Annotated in this window: 13 protein-coding genes; 6 read left to right on the top strand and 7 right to left on the bottom strand. The window is 66.6% G+C overall.

All coding sequences use genetic code 11. From position 1 onward, the window contains the following. Positions 1-12 precede the first annotated feature (12 nt). The 3 genes from WQ53_RS11545 to WQ53_RS11535 all read right to left on the bottom strand — a co-directional run bounded on the left by WQ53_RS11545 (position 13) and on the right by WQ53_RS11535 (position 2,969). Positions 13-1,947 (bottom strand): hypothetical protein, encoded by a 1,935-nt coding sequence (locus tag WQ53_RS11545; protein ID WP_144409315.1) that lies wholly within the window; start codon positions 1,945-1,947, stop codon positions 13-15. A gap of 68 nt (positions 1,948-2,015) precedes the next feature. After that, complete coding sequence (locus WQ53_RS11540; protein ID WP_052632541.1) at positions 2,016-2,423, bottom strand: pilin; 408 nt, start codon at positions 2,421-2,423, stop codon at positions 2,016-2,018. A 126-nt stretch (positions 2,424-2,549) separates the two neighbouring features. Beyond that, complete coding sequence (locus tag WQ53_RS11535; RefSeq protein ID WP_052632539.1) at positions 2,550-2,969, bottom strand: pilin; 420 nt, start codon at positions 2,967-2,969, stop codon at positions 2,550-2,552. 600 nt (positions 2,970-3,569) lie between these two features. Between WQ53_RS11535 and WQ53_RS11530 the strand changes: the two genes are divergently transcribed. Continuing rightward, positions 3,570-4,832, top strand: a complete 1,263-nt coding sequence (locus tag WQ53_RS11530; protein WP_052632537.1) for a type II secretion system F family protein — start codon at positions 3,570-3,572, stop codon at positions 4,830-4,832. Positions 4,833-4,850: 18 nt separating this feature from the next. After that, the gene (locus tag WQ53_RS11525; RefSeq protein WP_052632535.1) at positions 4,851-5,714 is read left to right on the top strand and encodes a prepilin peptidase; all 864 of its coding nucleotides are present in this window, start codon (positions 4,851-4,853) and stop codon (positions 5,712-5,714) included. Positions 5,715-5,870: 156 nt separating this feature from the next. Here WQ53_RS11525 and WQ53_RS11520 read toward each other — a convergent pair whose 3' ends face one another. Both WQ53_RS11520 and WQ53_RS11515 read right to left on the bottom strand, forming a co-directional pair. Next, positions 5,871-6,284, bottom strand: a complete 414-nt coding sequence (locus WQ53_RS11520; protein ID WP_052632533.1) for a helix-turn-helix domain-containing protein — start codon at positions 6,282-6,284, stop codon at positions 5,871-5,873. Positions 6,285-6,298: 14 nt separating this feature from the next. Beyond that, a complete protein-coding gene (locus WQ53_RS11515) occupies positions 6,299-6,610 on the bottom strand; it encodes a type II toxin-antitoxin system HigB family toxin (RefSeq protein WP_052632531.1) in 312 nt (103 codons plus the stop codon). A 260-nt stretch (positions 6,611-6,870) separates the two neighbouring features. Between WQ53_RS11515 and WQ53_RS11510 the strand changes: the two genes are divergently transcribed. The 4 genes from WQ53_RS11510 to coaE are packed head-to-tail and all read left to right on the top strand — an operon-like array spanning position 6,871 to position 8,380. Beyond that, the gene (locus tag WQ53_RS11510) at positions 6,871-7,167 is read left to right on the top strand and encodes a BrnT family toxin (protein ID WP_052632529.1); all 297 of its coding nucleotides are present in this window, start codon (positions 6,871-6,873) and stop codon (positions 7,165-7,167) included. A 34-nt stretch (positions 7,168-7,201) separates the two neighbouring features. After that, positions 7,202-7,441 (top strand): hypothetical protein, encoded by a 240-nt coding sequence (locus tag WQ53_RS11505; protein ID WP_201774012.1) that lies wholly within the window; start codon positions 7,202-7,204, stop codon positions 7,439-7,441. 18 nt (positions 7,442-7,459) lie between these two features. Then, positions 7,460-7,753: a HigA family addiction module antitoxin gene (locus WQ53_RS11500; protein WP_052632525.1), complete on the top strand. Its 294-nt coding sequence runs from the start codon at positions 7,460-7,462 to the stop codon at positions 7,751-7,753. A 6-nt stretch (positions 7,754-7,759) separates the two neighbouring features. Further along, positions 7,760-8,380 (top strand): dephospho-CoA kinase, encoded by a 621-nt coding sequence (coaE, locus tag WQ53_RS11495; protein ID WP_052632523.1) that lies wholly within the window; start codon positions 7,760-7,762, stop codon positions 8,378-8,380. Between the two features lie 222 nt (positions 8,381-8,602). Here the strand turns inward: coaE and WQ53_RS11490 are convergent, their stop codons facing one another. Continuing rightward, positions 8,603-9,553, bottom strand: coding sequence for a Nudix family hydrolase (locus WQ53_RS11490; protein WP_052632522.1), 951 nt, complete (start codon positions 9,551-9,553; stop codon positions 8,603-8,605). 281 nt (positions 9,554-9,834) lie between these two features. Then, positions 9,835-12,585, bottom strand: a complete 2,751-nt coding sequence (secA, locus tag WQ53_RS11485; RefSeq protein WP_052632520.1) for a preprotein translocase subunit SecA — start codon at positions 12,583-12,585, stop codon at positions 9,835-9,837. Between the last annotated feature and the right edge of the window lie 124 nt (positions 12,586-12,709).

Below are 12,709 nucleotides of genomic sequence, written 5' to 3'. Positions count from 1 at the left end.
GGACCTTGCGGCTTACGGCGCGTCACCCGCCCGTTGCACCTTGGCCGCCGCCTCGCTTGCTTCGCCCGGCGTGGCACCAACATCGCCCATGCCGATATCGTTCAGCAGCCCAATGCTGTGCGCATGGGCCAATGCGGCACGGGCCTGCCGAAGATGCCCGTCGCGCCGCAGGGTTTCAACCACCTGCCGGGCGTACTCCGGATAATCCCGGCTGCGGTCGATGGCCATCACGAATGCCTGGTCCGCCAGATCCGGGTCACCGACTTTGAGCAGCGCGTAGTCCCCGAATTGCGCATAGCTGTACGGTGGCAGACTCGCTCGCTCGAACAGGGCGAGGAACGCATCGACTAGCTTGTCATCGTCCAGTGCGATGCCCTTGTATCGGTTCTGGAGCAGGCTGAACAATGCGCCGGTCGTTTCCGGCCTCAGGGTACCGTGCCGGACCTTGCCGATTAGCCGGTCCCACCAGGCCGGATCGATCGCACGGCCGGCCTGTGCGGCGGCAAGGATCAGGCCTTGGTCGCTGATGATGGACGCGCCCGGGATCAGCGAGCCGCGCTCGAACTCGCGGATCGCGAAGTCGTTAAACGGTGAATTCGGATAACCGTCGGACATTTCCAGATAGATGGCCGCCAAGTCGGCACTCGCCCGCGCCGAGCCAGGGTTGCTGCTGGCAAGCTCGGTGGCCAGCAGGAACGGGTCGCCCCAGGTACTGGCGCGGATGAAGGCCAGCAGGCCGAAGCCGGCCACCACCACGCCGATTGCGAACCGCTTCATGGCCGGACCATCGCGCATCGGGATGCGCCGGACCAGGTCGGCCGCCGCCAGCAACACGCCCAGAAGAGCGAAATAGTTGCGATGCTCGAACGCCAGTTCCAACGCGATGATGTTGCTGGTCATGAAATGCGCGGCGAAGAACCACAGGATGCCCAGCGAGAAGAGCGGCATCCGCCGCCGCAGCACGAGCGCGGCGGCGAACAAGGCCGCCACCAGTAGGCCACCCAGCAGGGTCGTGGCCGGGCTCAGTAAGCCGCGTGACGGGCTGATCTGGTCGTAATAGAACGGCATGTTGCCGGGTACCGGCAGCAGGATCTGGCCCAAGTACATCGGCAGGACGCGCATCTGGGTCAACAGTCGTTCCGCGGCGCTGTAGTCCCGCAGCAGGTAGCCTTCTGACCAGTACCGCGGCACCAGCCAGCCGAAATAGACCAGCGCCCCGGCCGCCGCCGCCGCCGCGTAGGTCCAGCGCCACGCGCGCGCGCAGCGCGGATCGGCTGCACCGAAGCGCAGGATAGTCAGCTCCAGCAGCAGGGTGAATGCTGGGAACATCACCGCCGATTCCTTCGCCGTCATGCCCAGCACGACCAGCGGCAGGCACACCAACAGCCAAGGCCAGCCACGCAGCCCCTGCTGCTGCCGGATACGGCCGTGCAGGTAAGCCAGCAACGCCAGCAGCACGAAGGTGTATGACAGGGTTTCCATCCGCTGCACCACGTACAGGACGGAAGACACCTGCAATGGGTGGATGGCCCAGAGCAAGGCAATGGTGCCGCTAGCGGGCAGCGCCCAACGGTCGCCACCGATGGCGGGGTGGCTTAGGATGCGGCGCACCATCAGGAAAATCAGCAGTGCGTTAAGCATGTGCACCAGCAGGCCGACCAGCTTATAGCCCCACGGATCAAGCCCACCAACGGCATGGTTGGCGCCGAAGCTGGCCATCGCCAGCGGGCGTGAACCCAGGGTGCCCCCGGGCTCGAACGATCGTGCCGCACGTGCCAACGAACCGGCATCCAGATGCTCGGCGTGCACACGCTGATTGTCGACGATGGTGGCTATATCATCGAAGATAAAGCCGCCGCCGAGGCCCGGCCAGTACACCACCGCGGTGCAGGCGAGCAGGATCGCGGCCCATAGCCAGGCATAGGAGCGGTTTTTCATTCGCGGCATGGATCAAGCCTGGCTGCGCATCCACCCCGCTGCGGGGTAGCCATCCTCGGAATCAGGATCACGGGTGATCAGCTGCAGTGGTTGGGCTTGTATACGCCGGGCGTGCCAGACGCGGTGCTACAGGCCCAGGCGCCAGACGCATCGCGGGTGATGCGCAACGCGCTGCCATTGATCTGCGGGGCGCCGCGTACGATGCATTCGATATGACCTGTCTCACCCGAGACCAGGTTGATCGCGCTGCAGCGCGGCGTGCTGGCGGCAAGGCCGACATCCGCCGGATTGAAGCTGCTGACGTTATCCGCAATCAGCACCGCCTCGAACATGCTGCGACCAGCATTGATGTCGGCAAGTGCGGTCGTGAGCTGGCTTTTGATGGTGTAGTTCTGATAAGCGGGCAACGCGATTGCGGCAAGAATCGCGATGATCGCTACGACGATCATTAACTCGATGAGGGTAAATCCCCTAGCGTGCTGCATGGGCGGTCTCCCCGTGTGACCGGTGCAAACGAATGGGCAGTCCGGAAGCAACGGACCCCGCCGAAGCGGGGCCCGTTACGCCTCGGTACGATAGGGGTGGACCCCCTACGCACTACTAGCCGCTAATCAACCGCAGTTGTTCGGACGGTGACGGGTGTTGGTAGCAGTAGCCGCGCAGTTCCACTGGCCACTCGTATCGCGGGTCAGGGTCACCGTGCTGCCATTGACGCTCGGGTTGCCGCTCACGGTGCACTGGATGGACTGATTGTTAGGATCCTCCCAGTTACCGGCAACCGTGATCGTGCTGCAGCGTGCCGTGCTGTTAGCCAGGCCGATATCCGCATTACCCGCGCCACCGGTGACGGTGCCCGCCTGGATGCCTTCCTCGAAGGCCGTCACGCCACCACGGATGTCCGCCAGGCCCGCGGTGGTCTGCGACTTGGCGATGTAGTTCTGGTACGCCGGCAGCGCGATGGCGGCCAGGATGGCGATGATCGCCACGACGATCATCAGTTCGATCAGGGTAAAGCCTTGCTGCTTCTTCATGGTGTTTCCCCTAGAGCGGTTGGTGGTTAGGACACTTGCCTTTCGGGCCCGTGTCCTTTCCGGAACGCGGGCGGTGCGCGACGGGTCGCCACGTGCCGGGAGGCACGCACGTTGTATGCCAAGTTCCAGCACCCCGACGAGCGCGGTCATCCTACCAGTCATCCACGGGAAATGACCGGCTGGCCGGCACGTTCGCGGTGTGATCGGGGGCACAGGGGCGGGCCTGACCTTTTGCGTCAAAAAGTGACGCAAAAGGTCAGACGTAGGTGCGTGTACCAGACGGACAGGGGAGCTTTGGATCGGGCGGCAGCCATCAGGCCGCCGAAACAAATCGGGTGAGGCGACAGGGGGCTAGCCGGCCAGACTCGCTCAGGAGCTATCGGCGCGGATACGCATTTCTGTAGCGGCCGGTCTCGCCTGCGATTCGGCCGCTTTGGCACGGGCGACGGTCCCCCGTGGCCCGACGCCCGGGTCGCCAGCAAGCCGGGCTCCTACAGGGGGTGGGGCAAAGCGTGATGGGGGTGGCGTGTCAGGCGCGGGTTTAACGGCTACCATGCGGCCATCAGTCCGGCGTGGGGATGCCGGCGGGGAGACCTGAGCATGTCCGCGACCCGCAGTGCCGTGAAGAAGACCGTGCCCGTCGACCGGGCCACCAGCCAGCTGGTGCCCTTCGTCTGGGAGGGCACCGACAAGCGCGGCGTCAAGATGAAGGGCGAGCAGCCGGCCAAGAACGCCAACCTGCTCAAGGCCGAACTGCGCCGCCAGGGCATCACCCCCAGCGTGGTCAAGCCCAAGGCCAAGCCGCTGTTCGGCGCGGCCGGCCGCACTATCTCGGCCAAGGACATCGCCTTTTTCAGCCGGCAGATGGCCACGATGATGAAGTCCGGCGTGCCGATCGTGTCGGCTCTCGAGATCATCGGCGGCGGCCAGAAGAACCCGCGGATGAAGTCGATGATCGACGACATCCGCACCAACATCGAGGGCGGCTCCTCGATGCACGAAGCGATCAGCCGCCACCCTGTGCAGTTCGACGAACTGTTCCGCAACCTGGTCCGCGCCGGCGAGGGAGCCGGCGTGCTGGAAACGGTGCTGGACACCATCGCCAGCTACAAGGAGAACATCGAGTCGCTCAAGGGCAAGATCAAGAAGGCCCTGTTCTACCCGGCCATGACGATCGCGGTGGCGATCATCGTCAGCGCGATCCTGCTGATCTACGTGGTGCCGCAGTTCGAGGCGGTATTTGCCGGTTTCGGCGCCGAACTGCCGGCGTTCACCAAACTGATCGTCGCCGCCTCGGACTTCATGGTGTCCTACTGGTGGATGATGCTGCTGATCGTGGGCGGCGGCCTGTTCGCCTCGGTGTTCTTCTACAAGCGCTCGCCCGCGTTCCAGCACTTCCTGGACCGGGTGATCCTCAAGGTGCCGGTGCTGGGCCAGATCATGCACCAGAGCGCCATTGCCCGCTTTGCCCGCACCACCGCGGTGACCTTCAAGGCCGGCGTGCCGCTGGTGGAGGCGCTGGAATCGGTGGCCGGCGCCACCGGCAATACCGTGTACGAGAAGGCGGTTTACCGCATCCGCGACGACGTCGCGGTCGGTTACCCGGTCAATCTGGCGATGAAACAGACCAATCTCTTTCCGAACATGGTCATCCAGATGACCGCCATCGGCGAGGAGGCCGGCGCGCTGGATACCATGCTGTTCAAGGTCGCCGAGTACTACGAGCAGGAAGTGAACAATGCGGTCGATGCGCTGGCCAGCCTGATCGAACCGCTGATCATGGTGGTGCTGGGCGTCCTCGTCGGCGGCATGGTGGTCGGCATGTACCTGCCCATCTTCAAGCTGGCCGCGACAATCGGATAACAAGAAGAACAATCAAGCATGGCGTTCCTCGACCAGCAGCCCTTGCTGGGCTACCCGCTCGCGGCCGCCGTCGGCCTGGCCGTCGGCAGCTTCCTCAACGTGGTCATCCTGCGCCTGCCCAGGCGGCTGGAATGGGAGTGGAAGCGCGACGCGCGCGAGATCCTGGAACTGCCGGAGATCTACGACCCGCCCCCGCCCGGGGTGGTGGTCGAGCCCTCGCACGACCCGGTCACCGGTGATCGGCTGAAGTGGTGGGAGAACATCCCGGTCTTCAGCTGGCTGGCGCTGCGCGGCCGCTCGCGTTACAGCGGCCAACGCATCTCGGCGCAGTACCCGCTGGTGGAGCTGCTGACCGGCGTGCTGACGGTGGTATGCGCCTGGCGCTTCGGCTTCGGCTGGCAGGGCTTCGGCGCGATGGTGCTGACCTGGTTCCTGATCGCGGCGTCGGGCATCGACCTGCGCACGCGGCTGCTGCCGGACAACCTGACCCTGCCGCTGATGTGGCTGGGCCTGATCGCCAGCCTGGACAACCTGTTCATCCCGGCCAAGCCGGCGCTGCTGGGCGCGATCGCCGGCTACGTGTCGCTGTGGAGCGTGTGGTGGCTGTTCAAGCAGATCACCGGCAAGGAAGGCATGGGCCACGGCGATTTCAAGCTGCTGGCCGCGCTGGGCGCCTGGGTCGGGCTGAAGGGGATCCTGCCGATCATCCTGCTGTCGTCGGTGGTGGGCGCGGTGGTCGGCTCGCTATGGCTGGCCTATAAGGGCCGCGACCGGGCCACGCCGATTCCGTTCGGGCCGTACCTGGCCATCGCCGGGTGGATCGTGTTCTTCTGGGGCGATCCGATGATCGACGCGTACATGCGCTACGCCCGGCTGGGCTGAGGCCCCGCTCTTGTAGGAGCCGGGTTCAGCCGGCGACACGACGGCGGCGGCACAGGCGACGCCCTCGTGATTCCGACGCCGGGGGTCGCGGCATGCCCGCTCCTACACAGGGGAAGGCGGCGCCACGCGCACCGTTGCGCGCGGACGGCATTGCGATCAGAAGAACACGGCCGGACTGACCCCGAAGCGTTCGCTCAATGCGGCAATATGGTCGCGGGTGAGATTCCGGCCACGACCGTTGAGTATCCGGGACACCAATGACTTGCTGCCGATCTCCGGCAGGTCGGCCACACCCAGGTCATGCTGCTCCATCAGCAGCTTCAATGCATCGACGCCACCGAGCCCGGCGATGCGCGCATTGAATTCGGCGAACGCACCCGACTCGTCCTCCCAGCGTTCGATCGCATTGGACAGGATGCCGATCAAGGGACGCTGGGCTTCATAGTCCTCGACCAGTTCATCCATCAGCGCCAGCGCACGAGCGTAATCGGCCTCGTCGGCGATTCGGCTGATGAAGCCGGCCTCGTCGAACAGCGCATGGGCCTTCTTCTTGATGGCGGCAAATCCCATGGTCGCGGCCTCCTCTACTCCGCATGTTTGCGATAGTGCCCGCACAGCCTGTCGTACTCGGCGTGGGACACGATATGCCTGACGTACATCCTCTTGTCCCGGAACTCGATGAAGGCGATCAGGCGAAGGTTGTTGCCGCCGATGTCCAGGACCCACCACTTGTCCCGGTACCTGAAGTTGTCCAGCGAGGGGAAGACGTTCCGCAACTGGTCCGGAGTCGTGAAATCGCAATTGCGCAGCACCCGGTACGTACGGTCGATGGCGGCGGCATCGTTCGGATGGTCCTTGGCTGCATCCAGGAACGGCTTCCGGGAAATGACATGCATGTCGCTGTAGCTCCTTGGCCTCTGGATGCTCCCTAAAAGTTGACAATTTGTCAACTTTTAGGGACACAGGGGACGGAGGCAGTCAATCAAAAATCAGTTGCCCCCCCTTTAAGCACGCCGACGACCGCACCCGTCGCATCGCCCATGAACGGGCTGCAGAAGATCCAGCCGATGCGCGCGGCATGAGGGACGCTTGAAAGGGGGCGGCCCCTTCGAGCATTTCATTGACAATGTAAATACACGCCAGCAGACTGGCGCCGATGGCCGACGTCACTTACGTGCGTAGCGGCACATCGTTCGTCTGGGACGATGGCAAGGATGCCGCCAACCAGCACCGCCACGGGATCGCATTCCGGGTGGCGGCGGAAGCGTTTTTCGATCCGTTTGCCCGCGTGGTCGATGCCAGCCGTCACCAGCAGGATCGCGACAAGCTGATCGGCTACCTGGATGACAAACGGTTGGTTGCCGTCGTACATCTGGAACTGGACGGCGATGCATATCGCATCATTTCCGCATGGCCAGCCACTACAGAAGAGCGTGCCTACTATGATTCCTGACGTACTCAAGCAACGCCTCACCAAGGACCGCGCGATGACCACCGTCACCGTGCGCATGCCGGTCGACGTGGTGGAATCGATGAAGGCCATTGCCCCCCTGAAGGGAATGAGCGGCTACCAGGCCCTCCTCAAGGCCTATGTCAGTGCTGGACTGAGGCAGGACGAAGCCGAATTCCTGTTCGGACCTGCTCATCGCATGGCCGAGGCACTGCGCAGGCGCGGTGTCGATCCCCGCCTGATCGAGGAAGCAGAACGCGAGGCACGCGTCGCTTAAGAGTCGGGACTATCACTGATGGCCATGCACAACCCTCTCCACCCCGGCGAGTTCATCATTGCGGTCTATCTCGAGCCCAACGGCATCAGCGGCCGCGAGCTTGCCGACAAGCTGGATGTAGCGCCCTCCACTCTCAGCCGCGTCCTCAAGGGTTCCAGCCGCATTTCCCCCGAGATGGCGCTTCGCTTGTCCAAGGCGATCGGTCGTTCACCCGAAAGCTGGCTCGCGATGCAGGATGCTCACGACCTTTGGGTTGCGCGGCAGCACGTCGACCTGGAACGGGTGGGCAAGCTTGCGCTGGCCGCGGCCTGACACGGCGTGAGCGATTTCATCATCGGCCTGACCGGCGGGGTGGCCTCGGGCAAGAGCGAGGTCACCCGGCGCTTCGAGGCACTGGGCGTGCACGTGGCCGATGCGGACGTGATCGCGCGGGCGGTGGTCGAGCCGGGGCAGCCGGCGCTGGCGGGGATCGTGGAGCGGTTCGGCGCGGGGATGCTGCTGGCCGATGGGCGCCTGGACCGGCGCCGGTTGCGCGAACTGGTGTTCGCCGATGCGCAGGCGCGGCGGGAGTTGGAGGCGATCACCCATCCGGCGATCCGCGCGGCGCTGCAGGCCGAGTGCCGGGCCGCGCCCGGGCCCTACGCGATCGCCGCGATCCCGCTGCTGGCCGAGGCCGGCGGGCGGGCGGTTTATCCGTGGCTGGACCGCATCCTGGTCATCGATACGCCGGCCGAGGTGCAGCACGCGCGGCTGATGCGCCGCGACGGCGTGGACGAGGCGCTGGCAGCGAGCATGATTGCCGCGCAGGTGCCGCGCGAGGCGCGGCTGGCGATCGCCGACGACGTGCTGGTCAACGACGGCCATCCGGAGCACCTGGATGCGCCGGTGGCGGACCTGGATGCGCGCTATCGCACCCTGGCGGGCGCATCGTTGTTGTAGGAGCCGGGTTCAGCCGGCGACCCGACGCCGTCGGCACAGGCGACGCCCTCACTGCCCGACGCCCGTGTCGCCGACTGAAGTCAGCTCCTACAGAAGAGCGGCGGCGGCGCGGCTGTTGTAGGAGCCGGGTTCAGCCGGCGACACGACGCCATCGGCACAGGCGATGCCCGCACGATTCCAACGCCCTTGTCGCCGTCATGCCAGCTCCTACAAACACCCTGGTTACGACGGCCAGAGGCTGCGGATGGCGGCGATGCCCTGGGCGCCGTGGCCGCGGGCGGTGGGCAGGTCGTCCAGGGCCAGGCCGCCGATGGCGTAGATCGGCAGGGCGACCTGTTCGCGCAACGCGACGAAGCCGTCCCAGCCCAGGGTCGGCGCACCGGGATGGGTGGCAGTCTCGCGCACCGGGCCCAGCACGGCGAAGTCGCAGCCCAGCGCCTGCGCCCGGCGCAGGCCGTCGAGGTCATGGCAAGAGGCGCCCACCGGCAGGGCGGCCGGCAGCGGACGCGCCGGCAACCCGGCCAGCTGCTCGCCGCCCAGTTGCACGCCCACGCCCAGTTCGGCGGCCAGAGCGATGTCGCGGTTGAGCAGCAGTTCGACCTTGGCCTGGCGGCAATCGTCGGCGACCGCGCGCGCCAGGGCGGCGTAGGCGTCCGGCGGCAGGCTGCGGGCGCGCAGCTGCAGGCGCTCGATGCCAGCGTCCAGGGCGCGCTGCAGGGAGTCGCGCCATGCATGGGGGTCGTCGCCGGGCTCGGGCGTGACCAGGTAGCGGTCGGGCTGGCGCAGGGCGCCGACCACCGGCACGTCGGCCGACGGCATCGAATAGCGGGCCAGCCGCTCGGGCGCGACCCAGGTCAGGGCCTGGCCCTCGCGGCCGCGTGGGGTGCCTTTCCAACGGCGGATGGCGCGCACTTCCAGGCGCAGGCGCTTGCCGGGGTATTCCTGCGGGACCTCGATCAGCGGGTCGCCGACTTCGGCTTCGATGCCCAGTTCTTCGTGCAGTTCGCGAACCAGGGCGGCCTCGGAGGTCTCGCCGGGCTCGCGCTTGCCGCCGGGGAATTCCCACAGGCCGGCCAGGTCGCTGTCCTCGCCGCGCCGGGCCAGCAGCACGCGGCCGCGGACGTCGGTGATGACGCCGGCCACGACGTGGATCGAGCGCAGGGGGGTGTCCATGGGGGGAGCTTACCGGGATGGCGGGGATAACCGGAATCGCGTGTCATGCCCTTTCCTTTGTAGGAGCGGACTTCAGTCGGCGACACGGGCGTCGGAAACATGAGGGCGTCGCCTGGGCCAGCGGCGTCGGGTCGCCGGCTGAACCCGGCTCCTACATTGGGAGCCAAAGGCCCTCCAACCCGACGGATGAGGACAAGGAAACGCGACGGCGGCCAGGGGCGGCGTCGCTTCTCCGACCCTCTCCCCAACCCCGCTCCCGGAGGGAGAGGGGCTCAAGCGGCTCAGCTCAGCTGGCCGTGGCAGTGCTTGTACTTCTTGCCGCTGCCGCAGGGGCACGGGTCGTTGCGGCCGACCTTGGGGGTGTCGCGCACGACGGTGCCGGTGGCGGCGGCGCCCATCACGTTGGCGCGGCGCTCGCGTTCGATCGCGGCGACCTCGTCCTCGGTGTCGTAGCCGACGGCGGCGGCGTGCTGGAACTGCGCCTGGCGCAGCCGGGCCTCGGCCTGGGCGCGCTCCTGCGCCTCCAGTTCGGCGATCTCCTCTTCGGTGCGCACGCGCACCCGCGCCAGCAGGGTCACCACCTGGCGCTTGACGTTCTCCAGCATCTCCGAGAACAGCTGGAAGGCTTCCTTCTTGTACTCCTGCTTGGGCTGCTTCTGCGCGTAGCCGCGCAGGTGGATGCCCTGGCGCAGGTAGTCCATGCGCGCCAGGTGCTCCTTCCAGCCCTGGTCGAGCACGGTCAGCATGATGTGCTTCTCCAGCGCGCGCGCGGTCTCCGGACCCAGCTGGGACTCCTTCTGCCCGAACATCGCCGCCACCGCGTCCTGCACGTGCTGCTCGATGCGCTCGGCATCCAGTTCCTCGCTGGTCCTGGACAGGCCCTGCAGGTCCAGGCGCAGGCCCAGCTCGCCCTCCAGCTCGGCCTCCAGGCCCGGCAGGTCCCACTGCTCGTCGACCGACTCGGCCGGCACGTGGCGCGCCACCAGCTCGGCGATCACGTCGCCGCGGATGCCGTCGATGTTGTCCTTGACCGACTCGGCGTCCAGCAGCTCGTCGCGCTGGGCGTAGATCACCTTGCGCTGGTCGTTGTTGACGTCGTCGAAGTCGAGCAGGTTCTTGCGGATGTCGAAGTTGTGCGCCTCGACCTTGCGCTGCGCCTTCTCGATCTGCCGGCTGACCAGCTTGTCCTCGATGACGTCGTCTTCCTTCATGCCCATCATCCGCATCGCCTTCTGCACCCAGTCGGAGGCGAAGATGCGCATCAGGTTGTCTTCCAGCGACAGGTAGAACCGGGACGAGCCCGGGTCGCCCTGGCGGCCGGAGCGGCCGCGCAGCTGGTTGTCGATGCGGCGGCTCTCGTGGCGCTCGGTGCCGATGATGTGCAGGCCGCCGGCGGCCTTGACCGCGTCGTGGCGCTTCTGCCACTCGCGCCTGGCCTTGGTCTTGTCCAGCGCGCTGGCCTCTTCGCCCAGCTCGTGCAGTTCGGTTTCCAGCGAGCCGCCGAGCACGATGTCGGTGCCGCGGCCGGCCATGTTGGTGGCGATGGTCACCGCGCCGGGGCGGCCGGCGTTGGCGACGATCTGCGCCTCGCGCTCGTGCTGCTTGGCGTTGAGCACCTCGTGCGCCACGCCGGCCTTGTTCAGGTACTCGGAGAGCATCTCCGAGGTCTCGATCGAAGTGGTACCCACCAGCACCGGCTGGCCGCGCTCGTGGCAGTCCTCGATGTCGGCCAGCACCGCCTTGAACTTGCCTTCGCGGGTGAGGAACACCTGGTCGGCGTGGTCCTTGCGCTGCACCGGCTTGTGGGTCGGGATCACCGCCACTTCCAGGCCGTAGATGCTCTGGAATTCATAGGCCTCGGTGTCCGCCGTACCGGTCATGCCGGCCAGCTTCTTGTACATGCGGAACAGGTTCTGGAAGGTGATGCTGGCCAGCGTCTGGTTCTCGCGCTGGACCGGCACGCCTTCCTTGGCCTCCACCGCCTGGTGCAGGCCGTCGGACCAGCGGCGCCCGGCCAGGGTGCGGCCGGTGAACTCGTCGACGATCACCACCTCGCCGTCGCGGACGATGTAGTCCACGTCGCGCTGGAACAGCGCGTGCGCGCGCATCGCCGCGTTGAGGTGGTGGACCACCGCCAGGTTGTTGGCGCCGTACAGGGCATCTTCCTCGGCGAGGATGCCGGCGCGGCGCAGCAGCGACTCGGCGTGCTCCATGCCGGACTCGGACAGGTGCACCTGCTTGCCCTTCTCGTCGACCCAGTAGTCGCCATCGCCTTCCTCGGACTCCTGGCGCTTGAGCTGGGGCACGATGCGGTTGACGCGGATGTACAGCTCCGGCGACTCGTCGGCCGGGCCGGAGATGATCAGCGGGGTACGCGCCTCGTCGATCAGGATCGAGTCGACCTCGTCGACGATGGCGTAGTGCTGGCCGCGCTGGAAGCGGTCGGCGCGCGACAGCGCCATGTTGTCGCGCAGGTAGTCGAAGCCGAATTCGTTGTTGGTGCCGTAGGTGATGTCGGCGGCGTAGGCGGCCTTCTTGTCCGAATGCGGCATGCCCGGATAGACCACGCCCACGCTCAGGCCCAGCCACTCGTAGACCTTGCCCATCCAGGCCGCGTCGCGGCGGGCCAGGTAGTCGTTCACGGTGATCACGTGCACGCCCTTGCCTTCCAGGGCGTTGAGGTACACCGGCAGGGTGGCGACCAGGGTCTTGCCCTCGCCGGTGCGCATCTCGGCGATCTTGCCCAGGTGCAGGACCATGCCGCCGATCAGCTGCACGTCGTAGTGGCGCATGCCCATCACGCGGTGGCTGGCCTCGCGGCAGACGGCGAAGGCCTCGGGCAGGATCTTGTCGAGCGGTTCGCCGCCGGCGATGCGCTGCTGGAACTCCGGGGTCTTGGCTTTCAGGGCCTCGTCGGAGAGCTGCTGCATCTCCGCTTCGAGGGCGTTGATCTTGGCGACGATGCGGTCCAGCTGGCGCAGGAGCCGTTCGTTGCGGCTGCCGAAGACACGGGTAAGCAGTTTGTTGATCATCGATGGGGCCGGTTGGGAATGAACGCCCGGGTCCGCCGCCAGCGGGGCGGACCATACGGACAGCGCGCAATCGGCCCTGCCCGGGGCAACATGGCATTGTAGCTTGGGACGCCGGGCGACGATC

Origin of the sequence: Pseudoxanthomonas suwonensis (assembly GCF_000972865.1) — a bacterium.
Taxonomy (GTDB): domain Bacteria; phylum Pseudomonadota; class Gammaproteobacteria; order Xanthomonadales; family Xanthomonadaceae; genus Pseudoxanthomonas; species Pseudoxanthomonas suwonensis_B.
This window is presented reverse-complemented; position numbering and strand designations above follow the sequence as displayed.

Bases quoted from the DNA above. Each gene is read 5' to 3' on its own strand.
- WQ53_RS11515 (WP_052632531.1), bottom strand. From the start codon at position 6,610: ATGCATGTCATTTCCCGGAAGCCGTTCCTGGATGCAGCCAAGGACCAT.
- WQ53_RS11490 (WP_052632522.1), bottom strand. From the start codon at position 9,553: ATGGACACCCCCCTGCGCTCGATCCACGTCGTGGCCGGCGTCATCACC.
- WQ53_RS11545 (WP_144409315.1), bottom strand. From the start codon at position 1,947: ATGCCGCGAATGAAAAACCGCTCCTATGCCTGGCTATGGGCCGCGATC.
- secA (WP_052632520.1), bottom strand. From the start codon at position 12,585: ATGATCAACAAACTGCTTACCCGTGTCTTCGGCAGCCGCAACGAACGG.
- WQ53_RS11540 (WP_052632541.1), bottom strand. From the start codon at position 2,423: ATGCAGCACGCTAGGGGATTTACCCTCATCGAGTTAATGATCGTCGTA.
- WQ53_RS11520 (WP_052632533.1), bottom strand. From the start codon at position 6,284: ATGGGATTTGCCGCCATCAAGAAGAAGGCCCATGCGCTGTTCGACGAG.
- WQ53_RS11500 (WP_052632525.1), top strand. From the start codon at position 7,460: ATGGCCATGCACAACCCTCTCCACCCCGGCGAGTTCATCATTGCGGTC.
- WQ53_RS11530 (WP_052632537.1), top strand. From the start codon at position 3,570: ATGTCCGCGACCCGCAGTGCCGTGAAGAAGACCGTGCCCGTCGACCGG.
- WQ53_RS11525 (WP_052632535.1), top strand. From the start codon at position 4,851: ATGGCGTTCCTCGACCAGCAGCCCTTGCTGGGCTACCCGCTCGCGGCC.
- WQ53_RS11510 (WP_052632529.1), top strand. From the start codon at position 6,871: ATGGCCGACGTCACTTACGTGCGTAGCGGCACATCGTTCGTCTGGGAC.
- WQ53_RS11535 (WP_052632539.1), bottom strand. From the start codon at position 2,969: ATGAAGAAGCAGCAAGGCTTTACCCTGATCGAACTGATGATCGTCGTG.
- WQ53_RS11505 (WP_201774012.1), top strand. From the start codon at position 7,202: ATGACCACCGTCACCGTGCGCATGCCGGTCGACGTGGTGGAATCGATG.